Below are 24,357 nucleotides of genomic sequence, written 5' to 3'. Positions count from 1 at the left end.
AAGGTACTAAACGGTGGCCCTGGCCCAGGGGGCGCGGTAGCGGATCAGGCTCGCCAGCAGGGCCAGGGCCAGGAGAACGGCGCCGCCGTCGGTGATCGCGGTGGGCAGCAGGCCGGCCGGGCCGTACAGGTCGATCGAGGCACGGTAGACCTCCGCGGGGATCATGCCGAACGGTCCCGACGCCTGCCCGACGTTGACCGCGAGGACCATCCAGAACACCCACGCCCGGCCGCGCGGCGCGAGCAGGCCGATCGCGTTGCCCGCGATGAACAGGACGCCCACCGCCCGCAGGAACAGCAGCAGGCCGGGCGCCTGGGCCGCCGCCTGAGCCGGGGCGAGACCGGCCAGCCGCATGCTGTGCTCGATCATGCCGAGGTCGATGACGACGAAGTTCTGCGCGGCCGTGCCGAGCGTGAACACCGCCGACGCGGCGGCGGTGGTGAGCTGCAGTCGGCGCGTCCAGACGGTCGGGACGCGCGGGGGCCTGGTCAATGGGGTGCCTTCCTCGTTGTCGTACGGCGTCGTTGTCGTACGGCGTCCATGCTGAGCGTCGCGGCCGGCGGAATCGTCCGGCCGGCGATGGCGATCCCGGGTACCGCCGCGGCAGCAGCCGGCGCCCGCGCGGGTGCCGCGTACCGCGGAGGAAGTACGCCCGATCTCCTCCGGCGGGTTGGCCCAGGTGGCGGGGGGTGGCTAGCGTGAGGTCCGTGGGCAGAGGGAAGGTGGACGCCGTCGTGGCGGTCGCGCTGGCCTCGGGGGTCGTCGCGGGCAGCCTGGTGACCGCCGACGCGGCCGGGCGGCGCCCGCTCGACCTGCTGGGGGGCGCGCTGCTGGTGGCCGCCTGCGCGCCGCTGGCCCGGCGGCGGGCGCGTCCTGTGCCGGTGGCGCTGGCGGCGGCGGGGGCGTGCGCGGCCTACTACGCGCTGATGTATCCGGGGATCTTCGCGGCGGCGCCCGTGCTGCTCGCGGTCTACACGGTGATGAGTCTCGGGCGGCGGGTGGCGGCGGTGGCCCTGGCCGCCGGGTACGTGGCGGCGTTCTACCTGACCGTCGCCGGGGCGCGCGGGGACTTCGCGGTGCACGACGGCGTGCTGTGGCAGGCCGGGTTCCTGATCGCCGTGCTGGTGATCGGGCACATGGTCGCCACGCATCGCGCGTATCTGCGGGAGACGGTGGCCGCCCATCGCAGGTACCTGCGCGAGGCGGAGCTGCGGGCGGCCGAGGCGGAACGGACCCGCGAGGAGGCCGCGCTGCGCCGGGCCGGCGAGGAGCGGCTCTGGATCGCCCAGGAGCTGCACGACACGCTCACGCACACCATCTCGGTCATCAACGTGCAGGCCGGCGTGGCCGCGCATCTGGCCGACAGGGATCCGGCGCGGGTGGTGCCGGCGCTCGCCGCGATCAAGGAGGCGGGGCAGGAGGCGATGCGGGAGCTGCGCGCGACCCTCGGGGTGCTGCGGCAGGCCGGCGGCGACGAAGGTGAGCCGGGCCTCGACCGGCTGCCGCGGCTGGCCGACCGGGCGGGCGCGGCCGGGCTGCGGGTGTCGTACGAGGTGCGCGGGCGGGTCCGGCCGGTGCCGGCCGAGGTGGGGCGGGCCGCGTACCGGATCGCGCAGGAGGCGCTGACCAACGTGCTGCGGCACGCGGGCGCGGCCGGGGTCGGCGTGCTGTGCCGCTACGACCGCGACACGCTGACGCTGCGTGTCGAGGACGACGGCACGGCGGGCGGTCAGGCGACGGGCGGCGGGATGGGGCTGATCGGCATGCGGGAACGCGCGGTCGCGGCCGGCGGCCGCCTGACAGCCGGCCCCCGCGACGGCGGCGGCTTCCTGGTGGAGGCCGTGCTCCCCCTGACGGACGCGACGGGACCGGGCGTGACGGGCCCGGACACGACGGGACCGGACGCTGAAGGGCATGCGACCGGGGCGAGGCCGGGCGCTGAAGGGCGTGGGGGCGGGGCGGGGGCGTGGTGATCCGGGTGTTGCTGGCGGACGATCAGCCGCTGATCAGGGGCGGATTCCGGGCGCTGCTCGAATCCGACCCCGGCATCACCGTGGCAGGCGAGGCCGGGGACGGGGCGCGGGCGCTGGAGCTGGCCGGGGAGCTGCGGCCCGATGTCGCGCTGATCGACGTCAGGATGCCGCTGATGGACGGCATCGAGGCCACCCGCCGCATCGCCGCCGACCCCGCCCTGACCGGCGTGCACGTGGTGATCCTCACCAACTACGCGCTCGACGAGTACGTCTTCGCCGCCCTGCGCGCCGGCGCCGCCGGTTTCCTGGTCAAGGACATCGAGCCGGTCGAGCTGCTGCGGGCCGTCCACGTGGCGGCGCGCGGAGACGCGCTGCTCGCCCCGGCCGTGACGCGCGGCCTCATCGAGCAGTTCGTCGCCACCCCGCCGCGCCCGTCCGCGCCGCCCTCGCTGTCCGCGCTGACCGCCAGGGAACTGGAGGTGCTGGTGCTGGTGGCCACGGGCCTGTCGAACGAGGAGATCGCGCGCCACCTGACGATCAGCCATCTGACCGCCAAGACCCACGTCAGCCGCGCGATGACCAAGCTGGGGGCACGTGACCGGGCCCAGCTCGTCGTGTACGCCTACGAGGCCGGCCTCGTCGTCCCCGGCGCCGGGAACTGACGCGTCTATCCGTTCGCGGGCGGGATGTGGGTGGGCAGCCGCAGCGCGATCACGGCGATGTCGTCCAGGCCCGTGGTGGGCAGCCCGCTGAGCAGCTTGTCGCAGAACTTCTCCACGGGCTCGCGGGCCAGGGTCTCCGCCAGCTGACGCAGCCGTTCCAGCCCTACGTCGAGGTGTTCGCCGGGATGTTCGACCAGGCCGTCGGTGTAGAGGAGCAGCGTGCTGCGCGGCGGCAGCGGCCGCAGGGCGGAGGCGCACGTCTGGTCGTGGCGGAAGCCGAGCAGCGGGCTGGCCGCGCCCAGCAGGAAGCAGCCCGTGCCGTCGGGGGTGACCAGCAGCGGCGGCAGGTGGCCGGCGATGGCGTAGTTGAGGCGGTAGCCGCCGTGGCACGGCTCGACGCGGGCCAGCGCGCAGGTGGCGGTGATGCCGTCGGCCAGGGACTCCATCGCGATGTTGAGCCGGGTGAGGATCTCGCCCGGCGGCTCGCGGCGGTCCATGGCGAGCGCGCGCAGCATGTTGCGCAGCTGGCTCATGACGACGGCGGCGGCGAGGTCGTGGCCGGCGACGTCGCCGATGGCGATCATGGTGGCGCCGTCGGGCAGGACGAAGGAGTCGTACCAGTCGCCGCCCACCTCGGCGGCGGCCGGGCTGGCCCGGTAACGGGCCGCGATGCGCAGGTCGGGCAGGAGGGGCGGCTCGGCGAGCAGGCTGTGCTGCAGGGCCAGCGCGATCTGCTGGGCCCGCTGGAAGCGGATGGCGCTGCTCAGCGCGTCGTGCGCGTGGTCGAACATCTGGCTGAGCAGCGCGATGTCGGCCTGGCTGATGGGTGAGCGGTCGCCGCAGGCCACGGCGGTGACCACGGCCGGGACCGCGCCGTCGACGACGACGGGCAGGATGAGCAGGCTGTTGACGCCGTTGGCGGCCAGCCACGCCTGCGTTCCCGAGGGGGCGAGGTCGGGCGGCGGCTGCCCGGGCGGGAACCGCTTCAGTATCGGCCGCCGCCGTCGTACGGCCGTGACGAAGGCGTTGGTGGAGCCCAGGTACTCCTCGCTGTAGGTGGGCAGCGCGTTGAGGCCGTCGCGTGCCGCGCTCGCGATCCGTTCGGCGACGAAGGGAGTGCCGCCGCGCACGTTGCCGGTGAGGTCGGTGACGAGGTGCACGCCGCAGCCGTCGGCCAGGGCGGGCACGATCACGCCGGTCAGCGCGCCGAGCATGTCCTCCAGGCTCGTCAGGTCGGCCGTCGCCGCGGCGGCCCGGTCGAGCAGCCGCTGGCGGCGTCCCTCCCGCCACGCGTCCTCGACGTCGCTGCAGGCGCCCACCCACTCCACCACTTCGCCGTTCTCGCGGATCGGCACGGCGCGCACCTGGAAGTGCCGGTAGCCGCCGTCGGCCATGCGCAGCAGGTAGGAGTGCTCCCACACGTCCGCCACGGAGTCGACGGCGCGCCACCACGAGTCGAGCGTGGCGGCGCGGTCGGCGGGATGGATCATGGCCAGCCAGCCTTGGCCGCGGAACTCCTCCCACGGCTGCCCGGTCACCCGCTCCCAGCTGGGGCTCGCCTCGATCACGTCGCCCTCGGGGCCGGTCACCCAGATGATCTGGGCGCTGATCCGCATGAGGCTCTGGTAGCGCCGCAGGATCCGGCTGCGTTCGTCGGCGATGGCCTGGATCTGCCGGGAGGTGGCGATCTGCTCGGTGACCTCCATGGCGACCACGAGCACGCCGTGGTCGCCGGGCCCGAAGGAGATGCGCGACAGGCTGGAGGTGAAGAACCGCTCCTCGCCGTCCCGGTCCGCGGGCGCCATGCTGGAGGGCGCGGCGGTCAGGACCATCTGCTCGCCGGTGGCGAGGACGTGGTCGAAGCGGGTCTGGGCGGCGCCGGGGAAGGCCTCCGCGAGCGTGGCGCCGAGCGGCGGGTCGCCGTACTGGGCCCGGTAGGTCGCGTTCATGTAGACGAGCCGGTGGGCGGGGCCGCGTGTCACCGCCACGCCGACCGGCGCCGGGTCGAGCACTTCGAACGCCAGGCCGCTGCCCCCGCAGTCGCGGGCATCTCCCATCGTGACCTCCCCCGAGGGCCACTTCCCCAAGGTGGGCCTACCCGCGTGCGGGAGGAAGACAACACGTCAGGACCGCTCCCACGGCCGGGACCGGTCCCGGAACCCGGCCGGTACGGTGCCGCCGGAGGGACGGGCGGGACCGAGGCGCTGCGAGGGAGACGGAATGGAAAACCTGCCGGCGAGTTTGGCGAGCCCCCTTCCCGACGCCAGAATCGTCCCCATGACCCCTCACTCTCCGCTCGTCACCGGTGACCCGCCACGCCTCGGAGGCCGGGAGCTCCTCGGCCGGCTCGGCGAGGGCGGGCAGGGCGTGGTGTACCTGGCCGTGGCGGGCGACACGCGCGTGGCGGTCAAGTGGCTGCGCGGCGAGCAGTCGGACGACTCGGTCAGCGTGGCGCGGTTCCTGCGGGAGGCGGAGGTGGCCAGGCGGGTGGCGCCGTTCTGCACCGCGGCCGTGCTGGACACGGGGGTCGAGCAGGGGCGGCCGTACATCGTGAGCGAGTACGTCGCCGGTCCCTCGCTGCAGCAGATGGTGCTGCGGGAGGGGCCGCGCTCGGGCGCGGCGCTCGACCGGCTGGCCATCGGCACCGCGACCGCCCTGGCGGCGATCCACCGGGCCGGCATCGTGCACCGCGACTTCAAGCCGGCCAACGTCATCCTCGGCCCGGACGGGCCGCGCGTGATCGACTTCGGCATCGCCCGCGCGGTCGCCGCCACCTCGACGATCAGCGCCACGCCCATGGGCACGCCGGCGTACATGTCGCCCGAGCAGATCGCCGGTGACGTGACCGGGCCGGCGGCGGACATGTTCTCGTGGGCCGGCACGATGGTCTACGCCTCCTGCGGGCGGGGGCCCTTCGGCAACCACGCCATGGAGCAGGTGATCAGCCAGGTGCTGTCCGCCCCGCCCGACCTGGGGCGGCTGTCGGGGCCGCTGCGCGAGGTGGCGCTGCGCTGCCTGTCGAAGAACCCGGCCGAGCGGCCGACGGCCGAGCAGGTGATCAAGGGGCTGCTGGGGCGTCCGGTGGCCGACTCCGGCTTGCTCGCGTCGGGCGCGATGCTGGCCGCGCCGTCCGGCCCCGAACAGCAGCCGGGCAGCCCGGGGCCTGCCGCTGGAGGCGACCCCGGCCCGGAGCGCGGGGAGCCGGCGGCGGGCGGCTCCGAGCGGGGGTGGTGGAGATCGCGGGCGTGGCCGGTCGCCGCGGGCGTCACGGCGGTCCTGGTGGCGCTGGGGGTGTGGGCCGCGGTCGCGCCGCCGTGGGCGGGCCGGGGCGCGAAGCAGGTCGCGGCCACCCGCCCAGCTGCGGCGACGCCCCAGGTCACCCGGTCGCCGGCGGCCGGGACGCCGGTGAAGACCACGCTGCCGGGTGGCGCGATCACTTTGTACGAGCACCCGTCGGACCCGATCGCGCTGACCGCGTACGAGGTCTTCGACAAGAAGGCCGACGACGACGTCGACTACGCCAGGCGGTCGCTGCGCGGCGCCTCCTTCGACAGGTACGCGGACAACTGGGAGTCGCTGGTCTCCCCCGACGGCCGCTATCTGGCGGGGCGGCAGAAGGACTACACCTCGCGGGGTTACGACTCGGTGCTGTTCAACGACAGGACGATGGGGTCGAGCTTCCGGGTCATGACCGTGCGCAAGCCGCTGATCAGCACCATCCGCTCCTGGTCGGCGGACAGCTCGCGGCTGCTGCTCAACGTCGACAAGAAGGTCGAGGGCGACGACGGCAAGGACGAGTGGATCTCCCTCGGTTTCGTCGTGGTGGACGTGGCGAAGGCGAAGGCGGACGTGGTCGAGGTGGCCGACGAGTCGATCCGCGCCTCCGACTTCGGCTGGGACGCCACCGGCACGGGCGTGGTCATCGAGTACGGCGACGACGACGGGCTGCGCCTCTTCGACCCCTCCGGCAGGCGCGTGCGCGACCTGCCGGAGGTCGGCTCGCCCGCCTCGGGCACCACGGACCTGTTCTCCCCGTCCGGCGCCAGGTTCGTCACCGACTGTCCCGAGAGCGACGGCGGCGACCACTGCCTGTGGGACACCCGTACCGGCGAGCAGGTGCGCGCGTTCACCTCCGACTGCGACAAGGTGCTCGGCTGGTACGACGAGTCGCATCTGTTCTGCTGGGAGCAGGACGACAACGCCTCGTTCGACGAGGTGCGGGTGGTGGACTTCGACGGCAAGCTGGTCCGTACGCTGCTCCAGGTGCCGGAGAAGCTCGACGTCACCCCGCTGTTCACCGTCAGGCCCGCCGGTTCATGACGCCCGTTCAGCCGCCCGGCCGCCCAGCCGCAGCAGCAGGTCCTTGACCTGCGTGGCCTCGTACCGTTCCCGCGCCTCGGCCGGATCGGAGCAGAGCAGGACGGGCGCGTCGGCGGCGTCGGCGGGCAACAGCCCGTGGGAGCCGCGCACGGCCGCGGCGCCGGCGTCGAGACCGACGACGTTCATCAGGTAGCGCAGGCCGAGCTTCTTGCGCAGCAACGCGACGCCCGCGCGCCGTTTGGCCGCCGCCGGGGCGGCCGGGTCGAAGAACAGCTCGGCGGGGTCGTAGCCCGGTTTGCGGTGGATCTCGACCAGGCGGGCGAAGTCGGGGGCGCGGGCGTCGTCCAGCCAGTAGTAGTAGGTGAACCAGGCGTCCCGCTCGGCGAGCAGGACCAGCTCGCCGGAGCGCGGATGGTCCAGGTCGTGCGCGGCCTTGCCGCCGGCGTCGAGCACGGTGGCGACGCCGCCGATCGAGCCGCACAGCTTGGCGACGGCCGGCACGTCGGCGGGGTCGCGGACGTAGACGTGCGCGATCTGGTGGTCGGCGACGGCGAACGCCCGCGACGTCCACGGGTCGAGGTACTCCATGCCGTCCTGGGTGTGCACGCGCAGCAGGCCCTCGGCGCGCAGGGCGCGGTTGACGTCGACGGGACGGGAGACGTCGGTGATGCCGTACTCCGACAGCACCACCACGGTCCGCTCCCCCGCGGCGTCCAGCAGCGGCGCCAGCACGCCGTCCAGCTCGGCGGCCGCGGCGGCGCAGCGCGGGTCGCCGGGGCCGTAGCGCTGCAGGTCGTAGTCGAGGTGCGGCAGGTAGGCGAGGGTGAGGTCGGGGTCGCGGGTGGTCATGATGTGCCGGGCGGCGTCGGCGATCCACCGCGAGGAGGGCAGCCCGGCGCCCGGCCCCCAGTAGCTGAACAGCGGGAACGTGCCGAGCTCGGCGGTGAGCTCGTCGTGCAGCTCGGGCGGGTCGGTGTAGCAGTCGGGGTCCTTGCGGCCGTCGGCGCGGTAGATGGGCCTCGGGGTGACGGTCCAGCCGACGTCGGCGCCCATGGCGTACCACCAGCACACGTTGGCGACCGTGTACCCGGGCCCGGCGGCCTGCCACAGCTTCTCGCCGCCGACCAGGGCGTTGTGCTGGCGCCAGAGCAGCACCTCGCCGAGGTCGCGGAAGTACCAGCCGTTGCCGACGATCCCGTGACCGGACGGGGGCAGCCCGGTGAGGAACGTGGACTGGACCGAGCAGGTGACGGCGGGCAGGACGGTGCCGAGCTCCGCCTGGAAGCCCCGGCCGGCGACGGCGCGCAGGTGGGGCATGTGGGCCATCAGCCGAGGGGTGAGCCCGACCACGTCCAGGACCAGCAGCTTCGTCATCCGGTCACTCCCAGCTCGCGCAGCTCGGTACGGGCGAAGTCCAGTTCGGCGGCGAGGCCGGCGGCGAGGCCGGCGGCGGTCGCCGGGCGCAGCGCGGGCGGCAGCACGCTCCAGGTGTAGGTCTCGACGTCGTAGTGGTCGCACAGCGGCTCGGGCCCGCCGGCCAGCTCGCCGAGCGCCTCGCGCAGCACGGGGATGGTGGTGGTCAGCGGCGGGGCGGGGTCGGCGTGCAGCGGCACGTGGTAGTGGACCCGCCACGGCGCGGGCAGGCCGCGGTCCAGGGCCTCGTCGAGGTCGTCGGCCGCGTCCCCGGCCGGGGTGCGGGTCTGGTGCAGGAAGCGCGGCTCGGCGTACTCGCGCAGGGCCGCCGGGTCGGCGCTCTCCAGGGCGGCGGAGAGCTGCACCTTGACGATGGGCAGGCCGGCCGCGCGCAGCGCCTTGAGCGCGGCGGACGGCTGCTCCCAGGCGCAGGCCAGGTGGGCCAGGTCGAGGCAGAGGCCGAGCCGTTCCGTGTCGGCGCCCGCCAGGTGGGTGACGGCCTGGGCGGTGGTCTCGACGACACAGCCGGGCTCGGGCTCGAAGCCGACGCGTACGGTCCTGCCGGTGGCGGACTCGATCGCGGCCAGGCCGGCGGCCAGCTCGTCCAGGTGGCGGGCGGCCGCGTCCGCCATGGCGGTGTTCCACGGCTCGCGCCAGGCGAGCGGCAGGGTGGAGACCGAGCCGCGGGCGGCGTCGCCGGGCAGCAGACCGGCCAGCACGCGGGCCAGGTCGAGGGTGTAGGCGAGCCGGTCGGGGGTGGTCCAGTCGGGGTGGTAGACGGCCTGCTTGACGACGGGGTCGTGGAAGGAGCGGTACGGGAAGCCGTTCAGCGTCACGACCTCCATGCCGCGGACGTCGAGCTCGCGGCGGAGCTTCCGTAGCCGCACGGGGTCCGCGGCCAGCTCGGCGGCGACCGGCGCGGCCAGCCACAGGCCGAGGCCCAGCACGCCGGAGCCGAGCGCGGCCCTGATCGGGACGGCGTAGGCGTCCAGCTGGGCGATGATGCCGTCGAAGTCCTCGGCGGGGTGCACGTTGGTGCAGTAGCCGAGGTGCAGCGGCGTCCCCGAGGGGTGGCGCAGGCGCATCACTCGCCGCCGCGCTTGATCGAGCTGCCCGCGAACGTGGGCTCGGCGAACGACGGCTCCGCGGCGGTGAGCCCGGTCAGGTCGAGCCGGCCCGACTGGGCGTAGAACTCGACGGGGTTGCGCCACATCACCCGGTCCACGTCGTCCTCGTCGAACCCGGCCGCCAGCATCGCGTTCGCGGTCTCCAGCGTCAGCAGCGGGTCGGAGACGCCCCAGTCGGCGGCCGAGTTGACCAGCACGCGTTCGGTGCCGTGCCGGCGCAGGATCTCCACCATGCGCGGCGGCGACATCTTCGTCTCGGGGTAGATCGAGAAGCCCATCCAGCAGCCGGTGCCGCTGACGAGCCCGACGGTGACCTCGTTGAGGTGGTCGACCGCCACCCGTCCTGGGTCGATGCCGGAGGCGGCCACCAGCTCCAGCGTGCGCCGGGTGCCGCGGGCCTTGTCGCGGTGCGGGGTGTGCACGAGCGCCGGCAGGTCGTGCTCGACGGCCAGGGCGAGCTGGCGTTCGAAGGCGTCGTCCTCCTCGGGGGTCATGGAGTCGTAGCCGATCTCGCCGACCGCGACCACGCGGTCCTTGTCCAGGTAGCGGGGCAGCAGATCCAGCACGGGGACGCAGCGGGGGTCGCCGGCCTCCTTCGGGTTGAGCGCGATCGTGGCGTGGTGCACGACGCCGAACTGCGCCGCCCGGTACGGCTCCCAGCCGAGCAGCGAGTCGAAGTAGTCGGTGAACGAGCCCGGGTTCGTCCTGGGCTGGCCGAGCCAGAAGGACGGCTCCACCACGGCCAGCACCCCGGCGGCGGCCATGCGCGCGTAGTCGTCGGTGGTGCGCGACGTCATGTGGATGTGCGGGTCGAAGATGCGCATCAGGTCTCCTCGCTGGTGAGCCGGCGGAGCAGGGCCTCGGCGTCCTGGGGCATGGGGCGGCCGGCGGCCTCGCGTTCCTCGGCGAAGGCGGCCAGCATCGCGGCCAGCTCCGCGTCGGCCCGCTCGTCCAGCCGGTCCACGGCGTTCAGCGGGACGCCGGTGAACACGCACTTGAGCACCGCCTGCCGCCAGGCCGCCTGGTCGAGGTGGCGGGCGTAGGGGCCGAGGGCGGCGGCGAGCAGGCGGGCGTCGTTCGTGCGCAGGGCGTCCAGCAGGAGGGGGACGGCGGCCGTGCCGATCGGCAGCAGGGGCAGCGCCTTCAGCACGGCCCGCTTCTCGTCGGCGTCGCCGTACCGATAGAGGTCGAGCGTCTCGGGGGTGAGACGGTCGTGCGGGAGCGCGGCCAGCAGCAACGCGCGGGCGGCCTCGTCGGCGCTCCACCCGGGCACGCCGGCCAGCGGCGCCCGCCCGGCCCGCCGTCCTGCGGCGGCGAACGAACGCGCGATGCTGCCGGGCCGGCCAGCGACGGCCTCGACCGCACCGTCCAGCCAGGCTTCCTGCGGCGCGCCCTGGAACGCGTCCCGCAACCGCTCGATGGATTCATCGGACGCCTGTACGGGCGGCGTCCCGGACGATCGCATCGGCGGCTTCACGGACGGCTCGACGGGCCGGTTCACGGGCGGGCTCCTTCGGGCGCGGGCAGGGACGCCGCCTGCCCGGCGCGGCGTACGGACGCTGCTTCGGCTTGGCGGAGGAAGGACAGGGAGCGGGCGGCCACGACGGGGGCCGCGTGGGAGTGGCGTGGCAGCTCGACGGCGACCAGGCCGCGGTAGCCGCAGCCGGCCAGCGCGCCCAGGACCGGCGGGAAGTCGATCTCGCCCTCGCCGAACTCCAGGTGCTCGTGCGTCCCCCTGCGCATGTCGTCGATCTGCACGTTCACCAGGTACGGCGCGACGGCCTCGACGCAGGCGGGCACCGGGTCGGGCTCGTTGCAGCGGCAGTGGCCGATGTCCAGGGTGAGCCCGAACCCGTCCGGCTCGCCGAGCGCCCGGCGCAGCGCGTGCCAGCCGCCGATCGTCTCGACCAGCATCCCGGGCTCGGGCTCGAAGCCCAGCGGCACGCCGTGCGCGGACTCCAGCAGCCGGGCGCAGCCGCGTACGAGCCGGTCCCAGGCCCGGTGCGGCGGCACGTGCGGCGGGCGTACCCCCGACCAGAACGACACCGCCTCCGCCCCCAGGTCGGCGCCGATGCGGGCGGCGCGGCACAGGAAGTCCACCCGCCTGTCGTGGTCGTCGTCGAGCAGCGTCGGGGCGTGCTTGCGGCGGGGGTCGAGCAGGTAGCGGGCGCCGGTCTCGACGACGACGGCCAGCCCGAGCGTGCGCAGGCGGTCGGCGGCCGCGGCCACCCGGCCGGCCAGGCCGGGGGCGTAGGGGTCGAGGTGGTGGTGATCGAGGGTGAGGGCCACCCCGGTGTAGCCGAGGCCGGCGATGACGTCGAGGGCGTCGTTGAGGCGGTGGTTGGCGAAGCCGTTGGTGCCGTAACCGAATCGCATCATGTCGGGGACAGCTTTCTGGCCAGGCGGCGGGCCACGGGGACCGCCGCGGCGATGGCGAGACCGAGGCGCGGCGCGCCGGCCTGTGCGGCCAGCGCGCCCTGGAGGGCGGGCAGGCCGACGATCCCGGCCGTGACGGCGTCCCTGACGCGGGCGGCCGTGGGCTCGGCGACGGCACGGGTCTGCGCCGACCCGAACTGCCCCGCGTACCAGAGCGCCAGCCCGGCCCGGACGACGGCGGGAAAGGACTCGCCCAGGGCCCGCCGGACGAGGTCGGCGTTCGAGGCGGGGCCGGGCATCCCGGCGGGTCCGGGCCCGTACGGGATGACGGGCTCAGGGCCACAGGGCACGGCGGCCTCTGAAGCGTGCGGGAGGGCGGCGGTTGCGGCGTCACCCGCGACGCCCGCGGGTGCGGGGCGGCCGGCGACCGCGGTGCTCGTAAGCCGGCCGACGACGGAGTTCGCCGCGCGGCCCCCGACCGCCACGGGCGTGGGGCGGCCTGCGACCGCAACGCTCGGAGGACGGCCGGCGACGGCGGAGTTCGTCGGGCGGCCCGCGACGGTGGCGGTCAGGGCGAGGGTGGCCGTCAGGGTGGTGGCGGGGGTGCGGCGGGTGGTGCCGGCGGTCTCGCCACGGGACAGGGCGGTGAGCAGGTAGGTGTGGGCGGCGACGGAGAGTGCGGCGGGCAGCGCGGCGGCGGGCGCGCGGCCGGGGGCGGCGCCCAGCAGCACGTCCAGGCCCCGGCAGAGCGCCATCGCGGCCGGTCCCGCACGGGTGTTCTTGGCGGCGAGGTCGTACGCCCAGACGGCGCCCGCCAGGGGTACGGCCACGGCCAGGGCCCGGCGGCCCCCGGTGAGACCCGCGAGGGCGAGCCCCGCGACGGTGAGCCCGGTGGCCACCCCCAGAGCCGTGCCCGGCGCGACCCGCCCCGAGGGGATGGGGCGCTCCGGCCGTTCGACGGCGTCGAGGTGGCGGTCGGCCCAGTCGTTGGCGGCCATGCCGGCCCAGTACAGGCAGACCGAGGAGCAGGCCAGCCCGGCCGTCCGGCCACCGAGCGCCCGCCCGGCGGCGGCGCCGGCGAGCACGTCGCCGGGAACCGACAGCGCGGCCGGCGCCCGAACGAGTTCCAGCAGGTCCCGCAGCCCCGCCATGGTCACCCTCCTTCACCGCCGGCCGGTCATCCCCCGGCTCGTGCTCCCGTCACGGACACAGCCACCAACCCCCGGCCGACCTCTGGCCAACCCGGCCCCCGCCAACGCCATCGCCACACCTCGCCAAGCCGTCGCGGCACATCGCTGTCGCCACATCCCCGGCGGTGGCCGAACCTCGCCACACGCCGCAGACACGACATCCCGCCATCGCCACGCCCCGCCGCCCCACGCGGCCGACGCCAACGCCACACCCGACCGCGAGCGCACGCCGCCGTTGCCGCACCCGGCCGTCGTCGCACGCCACCGTCGCCGCACCCTCGGCTGTCGCCGGTCCTCGCCCACACCCTGCCGACGCCACGCCTGACCCACGCCAAACGCACCATCGGCACACCCGGCCGTTGCCACACCCCGCCATCGCCACGCCCGGCCACCGCCACACCCCGCCGACGTCATCGGCATACCCCGCCGCCGCACGGCGCTGTCGCCGCGCCTTCGGCCGTCGCCGAGCCTCTCCCGTACCCCGCCGGGACGAACCCCGCCGTCGCCGGACGTCGCCGTCGCCATAACCCGGCTGTAGCCGGATCTGGCCGGGCGTCGCCGGCGTCACACTCCCGCCGGCGTCGCGCGGCCGGGGATCGGCGAGCCGTGGGCGGGTCACCCCTCTGCCTGGGGGGCGAGGGTGTCGATCAGGTCGCACAGGGCGCGCCACTGTTCGGCCAGGCCGTGGGAGGTTTCGCCCAGGGGGTCCTTGAAGAAGAAGGCCAGGTCGGTGAGGGGTCCCGAGCGGCCCGTGCGGGCGGCGGCGGCGGTCAGGCGGGTCAGGTCGAGGATGAGGGGTGCGGCCAGCGCCGAGTCGCAGCCGTGCCAGGTGAACTCCATGCGCATCGCCGTCCCGAGGAAGCCCTCGAACGTGACGAGGTCCCAGGCGGTCTTGAAGTCGCCGAGGTCCTCCAGGTAGTCGATGCGGGTGTCACCCTGCGGCGCGTACCCGAGGGTCTCGGCCAGCACCCGCTGCTTGCTGGCGGCCTTGGCCGCGTTGGCGCCGGGCTCGGCCAGGTTGGCGCCGTCGCCCCCGCCGAGCAGGTTGACGCCGGACCAGGTGCGCACCCTGAGGTTGCGCTGGGCGAACATCGGCGCGAGCACCGACTTGACCAGCGTCTCGCCCGTCTTGCCGTCGTTCCCGGCGTACGGCAGCCCCCGCTGGAGGGCCAGTTCGGCGAGGGCTGGGAGGCGGGCGCCGGTCGAGGGGGTGAAGTCGACGTACGGGCAGCCGGATTCGAAGGCGGCGAAGGCCGTGAGGGCGCTGGGTGGCAGCACCGGGCCGGGCCCGTCGAGGGCGGCCCGCAGCGCGGTGAGGGTGGCGTGGGCGGGATGCGGGGGCGGGACGGGTTCGGTGGACGAGACGTTGACGACGACGACGCGGTCCAGGCCGTGTTCGCGGCGGAAGCGGTCCAGGTCGGCGGCGACGGCGGCGGCGGTCGCCGCCTGGGTCGGGGCGGCGGGCACCGGCCGCAGGTCCCGTTCGATGACGGCCAGATCGCCCTGGACGGCCCGGGCCAGGGCGGCCGGCACCACCCCGGCCTCGGCGAGCTGGGCGGCCTTCTTCTCCAGGGGGACGGAGGTGACGTCGTGGCCTCCGAAGACGAGGTCGCCGATGCCGGGCCGGACGCGGTCGCGCAGGGCGGGTGACTCCAGGACGCAGCCGGTGGGCCCGGTCAGGCCCGCCCGGACGGCCAGCGCCCCGATCATGCTCGTGACGGCGACCGAGCCTCGGGCTCCGATCAGCCATGCTCCCGTTCTCATACAGTCTCCTTCGCGCGCGGGCGGTGCTGGCCGCCCCCGCGGGCGCTGCTCCCGTGGCGGTCGTAGGTAGGTACGGAGACGAAGGAATGATCGGACTAGTGACCAGGATCCGCCCGAAACGGCCGTCGTTCAAGGAGGACACGAATCTTGTTCGTGTCTGGTGCCGCGCGCCGGTCAGCCCTTCAGGCCGCCGCTGAGCAGGTCCAGCCGCCAGAAGCGCTGCAGGAACAGCAGCAACGCGATGAGCGGGACGACCGACACGGCGGCGCCCACGATGGCGATGCCGTAGAGTGCGGGCTCCGACGATCCCTGGGACAGCAGCGTGTAGAGGCCCACGGTGATCGGGAACTTGGACTGGTCCGACAGCATGATGTACGGCAGCAGGAAGTTGTTCCACGTGCCCACGAAGTGCAGCATGAAGATCGTCACCATGCCGGGGACCATCATGGGCAGCCCGATGGAGCCGAGGATGCGATATTCGCTCGCCCCGTCGATCCTGGCCGCCTCCAGGGTGGCGTCCGGCACCGAGGACAGCGCGTACACGCGGGCCAGGTAGATGCCGAACGGCGAGATGAGGCTGGGCAGCAGGACCGACCAGTAGCCGCCGACCAGGTTCAGCTCCGACATGATCAGGTACTGCGGGATGGCCAGGGTCATGCCGGGCACGAGCACGCCGGCCAGGATGGCGTAGAACAGCACGCCGCGGCCCCTGAACTCGTACTTGGCCATGCCGTAGCCGGCCAGCGTCGAGATGAGGGTGGAGGCGGCGGAGCCGGCGCCGGCGTACAGGGCGCTGTTGGCCGCCCAGCGCACGAACTGGCCGTCGCCGTAGGCGAACAGGTCGCGCAGGTTGTCCAGCAGGCCCGTGCCGGGGGCGAAGGTGAAGGTGGAGAAGAGCTCGGCGCCGGACTTGGTCGAGGCCACGATCACCCAGGCGACCGGCACCAGGCAGTAGAGCGCGCCGACGAGCAGGACGACGGTGGGCAGGATCTTGGCCCGCTGGTGCGGCAGGAGCTGCGCCTTCATCGCATGCCCCCCAACGCCCGCCGCTGGGTGAGCTTGAGCAGCACGACGGAGACGGCGAGGGTGCCGGCGGCCAGGACGACGGAGGCGGCCGAGGCCAGCGGCAGGTCGTCGCGGAGGAAGGCGTTGCGGTAGATCAGCATCAGGGGCACCCAGGTCTGGGAGATCTCGGTGGTCATCGGTTTGAGCGTGGTCGGCTCGCCGTACACCTGCAGCGTGCCGATGAGCGCGAACAGGCCGGTGAGCACGAGCGCGGGCGCGACCAGGGGGATCTTGACGTGCCAGGCGATCCGCCACTCTGAGGCGCCGTCGATGCGGGCGGCGTCCGACAGCTCGGCGGGGATGCCGCGCAGCGACGTGTAGATGATGATCATGTTGAAGCCGACGCCGCCCCAGATCGCGACGTTGGCCAGCGACGGGTAGATGCCGCCCGCGCCGAGGAACGGGATCTCGCCCAGCCCCAGCTCCCGGGTGAGGAAGCTGAAGGGGCTGGTCGAGGGCAGGTACATGAAGCCCCACAGGAGCGAGGCGGTCACGCCGGGGATCGCGTACGGCAGGAAGATCGCCGTACGCGAGAACCGGCGGCCGCGCGAGCCGGCGTAGTCGAGCAGCAGCGCGAACAGCAGCGCCAGCCCGAGCGTCAGCGGCACGCTGATCAGCCCGTAGAGGGCGAGCCGCCCGAAACCGGCCCAGAACTCGGGGTCGGTCAGCGTCCTGGCGTAGTTGTCCAGCCCGACGAAGACCTCCTGGCGGGTGCCGAAGATGCCCGTGCCGGTCAGCCGCAGGCCGCGGACGCTGAGGTAGACGGCGTAGCCGATCGGCACGGCCAGGAAGGCCACGAACAGCACCACCGCGGGCGCGACGAACAGGTACGGCGCCCGCGACCCGCGGCGGGCGCCGGCGGGAGCGGTCATGAGCCGGCGACCTGGAAGCCCGTGGCCTTCATGTCGTCGACCACAACCTGCTGGGTCTTCTTCAGCGCGTCGGCCAGCGGGGTCTTGTCGCGGACGGCGGCGGCCACGGCGTCCTGGTAGGCGCTGGAGGCGGTGCCGACGTTCGGGCCCCAGCTGATGTGCGGAATGGTGTTCTGGGCCGCCTTGGCGGCGACCTGCCAGTAATCCTTCTGCCCGCCGACCAGCTTGGGCGGCTCGCTGGTGCTGGTGGCCCGCTGGCCGGCCAGCGAGGCCGGGTACTCGCCGGCGGCGATCTGGAGGTCGTTGGCCGTCTTGTCGGTGTTCATCCAGGCGGCGAACGTGGCGGCGGCCTGGACGTGCTTCGAGTTCTTGGTGACGGCGAGGGCGCTGCCGCCCTGGAAGGCGACGCGGGCGTCGCCGGCGGTCCACTGCGGCAGCGGCGCGATGGCCCAGTCGCCGGCCTGCTTCTCGGCGATGCCGTACAGCACGCCGGGGGCCCACAGGGCGCTCGGCCAGCTGAGGATCTTGCCCTTGTTCAGCTGGTTGTTCCACTCGGGGGTGAGCAGCGGCTGGGCCTTGATCAGGTCCTTGTCGATGAGTCCCTGCCAGAAGCCGGCCACCTCCAGGGAGGGCGCGTCGGCGATGCCCACGCTCCACGTGGTGCCCTGGACCTTCCACCAGGACGCGCCGGCCTGCTGGGCGAGACCGGCGAAGTTGCCGAACTCGGCGGGGGCGAACGTGGCCAGGTAGGCCTCGGGGTCCTTCTTCCGCACCTGGGCGGCCACGTCGGCGAAGTCCTGCCAGGTGACGGGGACCTCGATCTTCAGCTCGTCGAAGCGCTTCCTGTTGTAGACGAAGACCATCGGGCCGAGGTCCTGCGGTACGCCGTAGACGGCGCCGTCGAAGCTGGTGAGGGTCCACACGTCGGGGCTGAACGCGTCCTTGATCGGGCCGGTGTGGGCGGAGATGTCGGCCAGCGCGCCGGCCACGATCATGGCGGGCAGCGACTCGTACTCCAGGCAGGCGGCGTCGGGGCCGTTGCCCGCGCGGCCGGCGGTGAGCAGCTTGGCCGCCGTGTCGGTGCCGCCGCCGACGTCGGTGTGCTGGACCTGGATGTCCGGGTGCGCCTTGTTGAACGCCGCGACCTTGTCCTTCTGCCCCGAGCCCCAGCACCAGAACTGCAGCGTGACCGGCCCCGACTCGGCGGCCGGCGTGGTGGCGGCCGAGTCGCCGCCGCCTGCGCCCGACGAGCAGGCGGCCAGGAGAGCCGCCATGCCGAGCGCCGCGATCGAGCCGGAGGCCCCTCTGATACGCATCCCGCGTCTCCTCCCGAGAGTTGGCTTTGCAGAAAAGCCAACCTAGGGAACAGATGTGCTTCGTGTCACTACTTGTGCAGATATTTCAGGACGGCTATGTGAGGACGTCTTCACCCGGCCGTCATGTTAGCTTTGCCACAAAGCCAAAGCGAGGGAGGCTGGCGTTGATGGCGGTCAGGCCCCGAAGATGGGGCGGCATGTGGGACGCCCTACCCGACGCCGCGCGCTCCATCGTCAAGGAGCTGATCATTCACGGTCCGCAGTCCAGGACCGCGCTGGCCAAGACCCTGCATCTGTCGACCGGCAGCCTGACCCGGCTGACCAAGCCGATGGTGGACGCCGGGCTGCTCGTCGAGGGCGAGGTGGTGCACGACCCGGTGAACGGCCGGCCCACCCGTCCCCTCGACGTGGCCGCCGCCGAGCACCGCTTTTTCGGGATCAAGCTGACGTCCGACCGGGTGCACGCCGTCGTCACCGACCTGCGCGCGGAGGTCATCGCCGCCCGTGACGAGCCGATCGCCGACCACGACCCCGAGGCCGTGTGCCGGCAGGCCAAGCGCCTGCTCGACGACCTGTCGGGCGAGCGACCGGACGGGCGAAAAGACGGGCGGTCTGACGGGGGTCGCGCGGGGGCGACCGTCGGCGCCGGGGTCACGGTCGGCGGCAACGCCCGCGCCTCCGCGCAGGTCGGCGGCGAGCCCCTGGTCGACGCCCCCTTCCTGGGCTGGTCGCAGGTGGAGCTGGCGCCGCTCATGGAGCGGGCGCTGGGCGTACCGTGCGTGGTCAAGAACGACGTGGCGGCCCTGGCCCACCAGCACCACTGGTTCGGGCCGGGACGCGGCCTGCGCGACTTCGCGCTGATCACGATCGGCGCCGGCATCGGGTACGCGCTCATCGTGCACGACCACCTGGTCGCCGCCACCGAGGCGGACCTCGGCATGTTCGGCCACCTGGTGCTCGACGCCAGCGGCCCCATGTGCCCGGAAGGTCATCGCGGCTGCGCGGCGGCGTACCTGTCGAGCTGGTCCGTCGAGGCCACCGCGGGGCAGGGGCTGCGCCGGGCGGTCACGTACGACGAGGTCCTGCGGCTGGCCGCGGCCGGCGACCGGGTCTGCCGCAGCGTCGTCCGTGAGGCGGCGGGCGCCCTGGGCCGGCTCATCGCCCACGTCGCCACCGTCTCCATGGTCAAGACCGTCGTCCTCGCGGGCGAGGGCGTGGAGCTGGCCCGCCTGGCCGCGGCCGACCTCGACCGGGCCCTGACCGCCGACCGGCGCGGCGTGCCCGGCTCGGTCGACGTGGTCGTCGAGGCCGACGACTTCCGCGAGTGGGCCCGCGGCGGCGCGGTCGTCGCCATCCAGAGTTTCGTCACCGGCAGCGACTAGCACGATCAGGAGGACGGACGCGCGTGAAACGGCAATCGGCCAAGCTCTCGGACGCCGGCATCTGGGTGGGGGTCAACTTCTGGTCGCGGGCGGGCGGGCCGCTCATGTGGCGCTCGTACGAGCCGGAGATCGTCTCGGCGGAGCTGGCGGTCATGCGCGAGCACGGCATGACCGTCACCAGGAGTTTCTTCTACTGGCCCGACTTCATGCCGGCCCCGGACGCGCTGGACGAGGAGCTGGTGTCCCGCTACGCCGACTTCCTCGACCGGCATCAGGAGCTCGGCATGCGCACGATCCCGACCTTCATCGTCGGCCACATGTCCGGCCAGAACTGGGACCCCGCCTGGCGGCAGGGCCGCGACCTGTTCGGCGACGTGTGGTTCGTGGCCCGCCAGGCCTGGTACGTCCGCGAGCTGACGGCCCGCTTCAAGGACCACCCCGCCGTCGCCGCCTGGCTGCTGACCAACGAGATCCCCATCTACGGCGACTGGCGCTCACGCGGCATCGGCACCCTCGACCACGAGCAGGTGACGAGCTGGGCCCAGATCCTCATCGACGCCGTCAGGGCCGGCGGCGGCACCCAGCCGGTCTCCGTCGGCGACGGCGCCTGGGGCGTGGAGGTCACCGGCGCCGACAACGGCTTCCGCGTACGGGAGCTGGCCGGGCTGGTCGACTTCCTCGGCCCGCACGTCTACCGGATGGAGACCGACCCGGTGCGCCAGCACCTGGGCGCGGCCTTCGTCTGCGAGCTGCTCGACCTCGGCGGCAAGCCGGTGATCATGGAGGAGTTCGGCCTCACCAGCGACTACGCCGGTGAGGAGCACGCCGCCCACTACTACCGCCAGGTCCTGCACAACACCCTGCTGGCCGGCGCGACCGGCTGGCTGGCCTGGAACAACACCGACTACGACGACCTGTGGCGGCAGGAGCCGTACAGCCACCACCCGTTCGAGATGCACTTCGGGCTGGTGGACGCGGCCGGGCGGCCCAAGGCCCAGGCCCGCGAGGTGCGCGACTTCGCCCGCGTGCTCGACCGCGTGGACCTGGCGCGCTGCTCCCGCCCGGACGCCGAGGCGGCGCTGGTCGTCTCCTCCTACCTGGAGAGCCGTTACCCGTTCACCCAGCCGGGCGACGCGACGATCGTCTTCGACGTGTGCCGGCAGGCGTACGTGGCGGCCCGCGAGGCGGACCTGGCGGTCGGCGTGGCCAGGGAGCGGGACGGCGTGCCCGGCGACTGCAGGCTGTACCTGCTGCCGTCGGCCAAGCAGCTCACCGCGCCCGGCTGGCGCGCGCTGCTGGAGCGGGCCCGCGCGGGCGCCACCGTGTACGCCTCCTACTTCGCCGGCGAGCACACCAACCAGCGCGGCTCCTGGTGGCCGGACCTGGACGGCATGTTCGGGGTGCGCAAGCGGTCCAGGTACGGCCTGGTCGAGCCGATCCACGGCGATCGGCTGACGTTGACCATGACCGCGGATCTGGGCGATCTCAAGGCCGGGGACGAGCTGGTCTTCCCGGTGGCGGGGACGGCGAACTCGCGCTCGTACCTGCCGGTCGAGCCCGACGGGGCGCAGGTGCTGGCCCGTGACGCGGAAGGACGGCCGGCGCTGCTGCGGCACACGGTGGGCGACGGCTGGATGGTGCTGGCCACCTACCCGCTGGAGTACATGGCGGCGATCACGCCGCACGCCAACCCGGAGGACACCTGGCGGCTCTACCGCGCGCTGGCCGCGCAGGCGGGCGTGGAGCCGGCGGTCTCGTTCGACACGCCCCTCGTGAGCGCCGCCCTGATGCGGCATGAGGACGGCCGCGTCTTCGTGTGGTGCGTCAGCCAGTCGGACGCGGATATCAAGGCGGCGCCCGTCGTCCGCGGCGGAAGCCTCAGGAACGCGGACGGCTCTCCGGTGAGCGTGGTGGAGTTGCCCCCGTACGGCGTGAGCGTGCTCGAACTCGCGTGATCGCCGGGGCGGCGGATGTGCCAGCATGGCCGGTATGACGATCTTTGTCCATGAGGCAGGACCGGCAGGCGCGCCCGCGGTGGTGCTGCTGCATGCCGCGGGCACCAGCGGCTGGATGTGGGAGAAGCAGGTGGCCGCCCTCTCCGCGGATCTGCGCGTCCTGGTGCCCGACCTGCCCGGGCACGGGCGCAGCAACACCCGTGAGTGGGTCTCGTTCGCCGACACCGCCCGCCTGGTCGCCGAGGTGATCGCCGGGCGGGCGCCCGGGGGCGCGGCGCACGTCGTGGGGCTGTCCATGGGCGGGTACGTGGCCGCGCACCTCGCCGCGACCTCTCCCGAAGCCGTCGGCGGCGCGATCGTGAGCGGCATCAACGTGCTGCCGTTCCCGCACCCCGGCCGGTTGCGGCTCATGGGCGCGCTCATCGCGCCGGTGATGAAGTGGGGGCCGGTGCTGCGGGCCAACGCCCGCGCGCTCAGGGTTCCCGAGGAGGACGTCGCCGGCTACGAGGAGGCCGCGCGGGCCACCACCCGGCAGTCGTTCCGCCGGGTCAGCGACGAGGCGGTGGGGTTCCGGCTGCCCGGCGCGGCCGGGACGTCCCCGTGCCCGGTCCTGGCCGTGGCCGGCGGCGAGGAGCACGAGCTGACCAGGGGCTCGCTGGCCGAGATCGCCGCCGTGTTCCCGCACGGCGAGGCCCGCCTGGTGCCGGGCGTGGGCCACGGGTGGAGCGGCGAGAAGCCGGAGCTGTTCACGGCCATGATCAGGGCGCGGGTGTCCGGCGGTCCCCTGCCGGAGGAGCTGCGGCCCCTCGGCTGACGGCGCCGCGGCCCGCGCGGGCCCACGACGGCGGGCCCAGGCGGGTTCAGGCGGGTTCAGGACGGCGGGTCCTTGTGCGGCACCCGGGCCATGAGCAGGGCGATGTCGTCCTCGGCCGGGGTGTCGCCCACGATGGTGTCGATCACGTGGGCGCACAGGTCGTTCAGCGGCAGCGCGGCCCCGGCCAGGGCGGTGCCCAGCCGGTCCATGCCCGCGTCCAGGTCGGCCTGCCGGGTCTCGATCAGGCCGTCGGTGTAGAGGGCGAGCACGGTCCCGGGGGCCAGCTCCAGTTCGAGCGATTCGAAGGAGCCCACGCCCAGGCCGATCGGGGTGCCGCTGGGCAGGTTCGGGAAGTGCACCTCCCCCGACGGCGCCATCACGGCCGGCGGCGGATGCCCGGCCGTGGCCATGGTGCAGCGCCGGGTGGCGGGGTCGTAGACCGCGTACAGGCAGGTGGCGCCCGTGGCGTCACGGGGCTCGCCGTCGGCGGCCTCCTCGTCGGACAGGCGCGCGACCAGGTCGTCGAGGCGGGCGAGCAGCTCGTGCGGTCGCAGGCCCAGATAGGCCAGGGTGCGCACGGCGGTGCGCAGGCGGCCCATCGTCGCCGCGGCGTCGATGCCGTGGCCGGTCACGTCGCCGACGACCAGGGCCAGCCGGGAGTCGTCCAGCCTGATCGCGTCGAACCAGTCGCCGCCGACGCCTTCGTGCATGTCGGAGGGCAGGTAGTGGGAGGCCACCTCCAGCGTGCCGCCGCCGTCCAGATTGCTCGGCAGCAGGTTGCGCTGCAGGGCCAGGGCGGCGTTGCGCTCGCGGGTGTACCGGCGGGCGTTGTCCAGGCTCAGCGCGGCGCGGGCGACCAGTTCCTCGGCGAGAAGCAGGTCGTCGGTGGTGAACGGCTGCGCGTTCTCGTGCCGGACGAACACGGCGACGCCCAGGAGCTCGCCGCGGGCCTTCAGCGGCACGATGATCAGTGAGTGCATGCCGGTGTGGTGGATCATCCGTGCCCGGTCCGGATCCTCGTCGAGCCAACTGCCGGGGCGGGTGTTCATCACGGGCTCGAAATAACTCTCCCCGCTGTCGAGCACCTTGGTGAAGGGTGACGACGGCGGGACGAAGACCGCGTGCCCGCGCGGCCAGAGCGATTCGGGGGCGTCGTCGTGGACCGAGGCCACCCCCGCCCGGCGGAAGACGGGGATGCCCGACGACGTGGCGGTCAGCCGTTGCAGGGGCTCGGAGCCGGGCATGACCTCTTCGCCCAGATCGACCGTGACGTAGTCGGCCAGGATCGGCACCGCCAGGTCCGCCAGCTCCTGCGCGGTCCGTTTCACGTCGAGCGTGCTGCCGATCCTGATGCCGGCCTCACGCAGCAGCGTCAGGCGGTCGCGGGCCTGGCTCCTGCTGATGTCGAGCGCCAGCGAGCAGATGCCGAGCGGCTGCCCCTCCACGCCGTCCAGCCGGAACAGCGAGATGGACAGGGTGAGCTCCCCCCGTCCGTCGGCCGGGAAAGCCCGTGCCTCGCGGTCGACCGCGGGCTTGCCGGTCTCCAGCACGCCGCGCATCGTCTCCCGTATGGTCGTGGTGTCGTACCCGGCGATGGGGTCGTGCAGCGAGGCCCCGATCCGGTAGTGCGGGAAGGCCGGCTCCAGGCTCTCGGCCGCCGCGTTGCGCCACACGCAGCGCAGATCGCGATCCCAGAAGGCCATGGCCACGGGGAAGTGGGTGAGCAGCCGCTCCAGCAGCGAACCCGCGCCGCCGAACAGATCGCCGATCGCCGGGACCAGCGACACGAGCCAGGCGTCGCCCGCCAGCGCGGTCAGCATCTTGGCGCCCTCGGCGCGGACCAGGACGGAGTGCCCGTCGCGGCACAGGATCTCGCTCAGACCGGACAGCCGCTCCTCCTCCTTCAGCCGTCTGAGCCAGCCGCTCCGGTCGGCCGGCGGGAGGAGGCGCGTGCCCGGGCGGCCGAGCACCTCGTCGGCGGTGTAGCCGGTCAGCCGTTCGGTGGCCGCGGTCCATCCGATGATCGTGCCCGCCGTGTTGACCACGAGGAACGCCGGGACCAGCTCGGCCGCCGTCATGCCGTCGTTCAACCTGGGCTCGAACGGTCTCATCAACCCAGGATATTGAC

19 protein-coding genes are annotated in these 24,357 nt (G+C 73.8%); 6 read left to right on the top strand and 13 right to left on the bottom strand.

Annotation, left to right across the window (positions count from 1 at the left end):
* Positions 1-6: 6 nt before the first annotated feature.
* The gene (locus tag B0I32_RS11185; RefSeq protein WP_106237505.1) at positions 7-492 is read right to left on the bottom strand and encodes a hypothetical protein; all 486 of its coding nucleotides are present in this window, start codon (positions 490-492) and stop codon (positions 7-9) included.
* Positions 493-707: 215 nt separating this feature from the next.
* Here B0I32_RS11185 and B0I32_RS11180 point away from each other — a divergent pair, with 215 nt between their 5' ends.
* On the top strand, positions 708-1,973 hold the full coding sequence (locus B0I32_RS11180) for a sensor histidine kinase (RefSeq protein ID WP_245955758.1): 1,266 nt from the start codon (positions 708-710) through the stop codon (positions 1,971-1,973).
* A complete protein-coding gene (locus tag B0I32_RS11175; protein ID WP_106238222.1) occupies positions 1,970-2,635 on the top strand; it encodes a response regulator in 666 nt (221 codons plus the stop codon). The genes B0I32_RS11180 and B0I32_RS11175 overlap by 4 nt, the downstream gene beginning before the upstream one ends.
* Before the next feature lie 5 nt (positions 2,636-2,640).
* Here the strand turns inward: B0I32_RS11175 and B0I32_RS11170 are convergent, their stop codons facing one another.
* Positions 2,641-4,692: a SpoIIE family protein phosphatase gene (locus B0I32_RS11170; RefSeq protein WP_106237501.1), complete on the bottom strand. Its 2,052-nt coding sequence runs from the start codon at positions 4,690-4,692 to the stop codon at positions 2,641-2,643.
* A gap of 220 nt (positions 4,693-4,912) precedes the next feature.
* On the opposite strand from B0I32_RS11170, the gene B0I32_RS11165 reads away from it, so the two are divergent.
* A complete protein-coding gene (locus B0I32_RS11165; protein WP_181307263.1) occupies positions 4,913-6,955 on the top strand; it encodes a serine/threonine protein kinase in 2,043 nt (680 codons plus the stop codon).
* Here the strand turns inward: B0I32_RS11165 and B0I32_RS11160 are convergent.
* The 10 genes from B0I32_RS11160 to B0I32_RS11115 all read right to left on the bottom strand — a co-directional run bounded on the left by B0I32_RS11160 (position 6,950) and on the right by B0I32_RS11115 (position 18,078).
* Entirely contained in the window at positions 6,950-8,329 is a 1,380-nt protein-coding gene (locus tag B0I32_RS11160) for an alkaline phosphatase family protein (RefSeq protein ID WP_106237496.1), read from the bottom strand. The genes B0I32_RS11165 and B0I32_RS11160 overlap by 6 nt on opposite strands.
* Positions 8,326-9,453 carry a metabolite traffic protein EboE gene (eboE, locus tag B0I32_RS11155; RefSeq protein WP_106237494.1) on the bottom strand — a complete coding sequence of 376 codons (1,128 nt, stop codon included), beginning with the start codon at positions 9,451-9,453 and terminating at the stop codon, positions 8,326-8,328. Before eboE ends, B0I32_RS11160 begins: the two co-directional genes overlap by 4 nt.
* Positions 9,453-10,319, bottom strand: a complete 867-nt coding sequence (locus B0I32_RS11150) for a TatD family hydrolase (RefSeq protein WP_106237492.1) — start codon at positions 10,317-10,319, stop codon at positions 9,453-9,455. The genes eboE and B0I32_RS11150 overlap by 1 nt, the downstream gene beginning before the upstream one ends.
* Positions 10,319-10,996 carry an EboA domain-containing protein gene (locus tag B0I32_RS11145; RefSeq protein ID WP_245955757.1) on the bottom strand — a complete coding sequence of 226 codons (678 nt, stop codon included), beginning with the start codon at positions 10,994-10,996 and terminating at the stop codon, positions 10,319-10,321. The genes B0I32_RS11150 and B0I32_RS11145 overlap by 1 nt, the downstream gene beginning before the upstream one ends.
* A complete protein-coding gene (locus B0I32_RS11140) occupies positions 10,993-11,874 on the bottom strand; it encodes a sugar phosphate isomerase/epimerase family protein (RefSeq protein WP_245955756.1) in 882 nt (293 codons plus the stop codon). Before B0I32_RS11140 ends, B0I32_RS11145 begins: the two co-directional genes overlap by 4 nt.
* Positions 11,871-13,022, bottom strand: a complete 1,152-nt coding sequence (locus B0I32_RS61380; protein WP_106237486.1) for an SCO3242 family prenyltransferase — start codon at positions 13,020-13,022, stop codon at positions 11,871-11,873. Before B0I32_RS61380 ends, B0I32_RS11140 begins: the two co-directional genes overlap by 4 nt.
* A gap of 654 nt (positions 13,023-13,676) precedes the next feature.
* Positions 13,677-14,825, bottom strand: a complete 1,149-nt coding sequence (locus B0I32_RS11130; RefSeq protein ID WP_106237485.1) for an inositol-3-phosphate synthase — start codon at positions 14,823-14,825, stop codon at positions 13,677-13,679.
* A 174-nt stretch (positions 14,826-14,999) separates the two neighbouring features.
* Positions 15,000-15,851: a carbohydrate ABC transporter permease gene (locus B0I32_RS11125; RefSeq protein ID WP_106237482.1), complete on the bottom strand. Its 852-nt coding sequence runs from the start codon at positions 15,849-15,851 to the stop codon at positions 15,000-15,002.
* A complete protein-coding gene (locus tag B0I32_RS11120) occupies positions 15,848-16,762 on the bottom strand; it encodes a carbohydrate ABC transporter permease (protein WP_106237481.1) in 915 nt (304 codons plus the stop codon). The genes B0I32_RS11125 and B0I32_RS11120 overlap by 4 nt, the downstream gene beginning before the upstream one ends.
* Complete coding sequence (locus B0I32_RS11115; protein ID WP_106237479.1) at positions 16,759-18,078, bottom strand: ABC transporter substrate-binding protein; 1,320 nt, start codon at positions 18,076-18,078, stop codon at positions 16,759-16,761. The genes B0I32_RS11120 and B0I32_RS11115 overlap by 4 nt, the downstream gene beginning before the upstream one ends.
* 197 nt (positions 18,079-18,275) lie before the next feature.
* On the opposite strand from B0I32_RS11115, the gene B0I32_RS11110 reads away from it, so the two are divergent.
* Genes B0I32_RS11110 through B0I32_RS11100 form a run of 3 tightly spaced genes read left to right on the top strand, consistent with a single transcriptional unit; the run spans position 18,276 to position 22,229 of the window.
* Positions 18,276-19,460, top strand: a complete 1,185-nt coding sequence (locus B0I32_RS11110; RefSeq protein WP_106237476.1) for an ROK family transcriptional regulator — start codon at positions 18,276-18,278, stop codon at positions 19,458-19,460.
* Between the two features lie 23 nt (positions 19,461-19,483).
* Positions 19,484-21,415: a cellulase family glycosylhydrolase gene (locus tag B0I32_RS11105; protein ID WP_106237473.1), complete on the top strand. Its 1,932-nt coding sequence runs from the start codon at positions 19,484-19,486 to the stop codon at positions 21,413-21,415.
* 34 nt (positions 21,416-21,449) lie between these two features.
* The gene (locus tag B0I32_RS11100; protein ID WP_181307262.1) at positions 21,450-22,229 is read left to right on the top strand and encodes an alpha/beta fold hydrolase; all 780 of its coding nucleotides are present in this window, start codon (positions 21,450-21,452) and stop codon (positions 22,227-22,229) included.
* A 56-nt stretch (positions 22,230-22,285) separates the two neighbouring features.
* On the opposite strand, the gene B0I32_RS11095 is transcribed toward B0I32_RS11100, so the two are convergent.
* Positions 22,286-24,340 (bottom strand): SpoIIE family protein phosphatase, encoded by a 2,055-nt coding sequence (locus B0I32_RS11095; RefSeq protein ID WP_106237469.1) that lies wholly within the window; start codon positions 24,338-24,340, stop codon positions 22,286-22,288.
* Positions 24,341-24,357 lie beyond the last annotated feature (17 nt).

It is taken from the genome of Nonomuraea fuscirosea (assembly GCF_003001935.1).
Lineage (GTDB): Bacteria > Actinomycetota > Actinomycetes > Streptosporangiales > Streptosporangiaceae > Nonomuraea > Nonomuraea fuscirosea.
This window is presented reverse-complemented; position numbering and strand designations above follow the sequence as displayed.

Excerpts from the sequence above, each read along its gene's own strand:
- B0I32_RS11170 (WP_106237501.1), bottom strand. The coding sequence starts at position 4,692 with ATGGGAGATGCCCGCGACTGCGGGGGCAGCGGCCTGGCGTTCGAAGTG.
- B0I32_RS11165 (WP_181307263.1), top strand. The coding sequence starts at position 4,913 with ATGACCCCTCACTCTCCGCTCGTCACCGGTGACCCGCCACGCCTCGGA.
- B0I32_RS11160 (WP_106237496.1), bottom strand. The coding sequence starts at position 8,329 with ATGACGAAGCTGCTGGTCCTGGACGTGGTCGGGCTCACCCCTCGGCTG.
- eboE (WP_106237494.1), bottom strand. The coding sequence starts at position 9,453 with ATGCGCCTGCGCCACCCCTCGGGGACGCCGCTGCACCTCGGCTACTGC.
- B0I32_RS11150 (WP_106237492.1), bottom strand. The coding sequence starts at position 10,319 with ATGCGCATCTTCGACCCGCACATCCACATGACGTCGCGCACCACCGAC.
- B0I32_RS11140 (WP_245955756.1), bottom strand. The coding sequence starts at position 11,874 with ATGATGCGATTCGGTTACGGCACCAACGGCTTCGCCAACCACCGCCTC.
- B0I32_RS61380 (WP_106237486.1), bottom strand. The coding sequence starts at position 13,022 with ATGGCGGGGCTGCGGGACCTGCTGGAACTCGTTCGGGCGCCGGCCGCG.
- B0I32_RS11130 (WP_106237485.1), bottom strand. The coding sequence starts at position 14,825 with ATGAGAACGGGAGCATGGCTGATCGGAGCCCGAGGCTCGGTCGCCGTC.
- B0I32_RS11125 (WP_106237482.1), bottom strand. The coding sequence starts at position 15,851 with ATGAAGGCGCAGCTCCTGCCGCACCAGCGGGCCAAGATCCTGCCCACC.
- B0I32_RS11120 (WP_106237481.1), bottom strand. The coding sequence starts at position 16,762 with ATGACCGCTCCCGCCGGCGCCCGCCGCGGGTCGCGGGCGCCGTACCTG.
- B0I32_RS11115 (WP_106237479.1), bottom strand. The coding sequence starts at position 18,078 with ATGCGTATCAGAGGGGCCTCCGGCTCGATCGCGGCGCTCGGCATGGCG.
- B0I32_RS11110 (WP_106237476.1), top strand. The coding sequence starts at position 18,276 with ATGTGGGACGCCCTACCCGACGCCGCGCGCTCCATCGTCAAGGAGCTG.
- B0I32_RS11100 (WP_181307262.1), top strand. The coding sequence starts at position 21,450 with ATGACGATCTTTGTCCATGAGGCAGGACCGGCAGGCGCGCCCGCGGTG.
- B0I32_RS11095 (WP_106237469.1), bottom strand. The coding sequence starts at position 24,340 with ATGAGACCGTTCGAGCCCAGGTTGAACGACGGCATGACGGCGGCCGAG.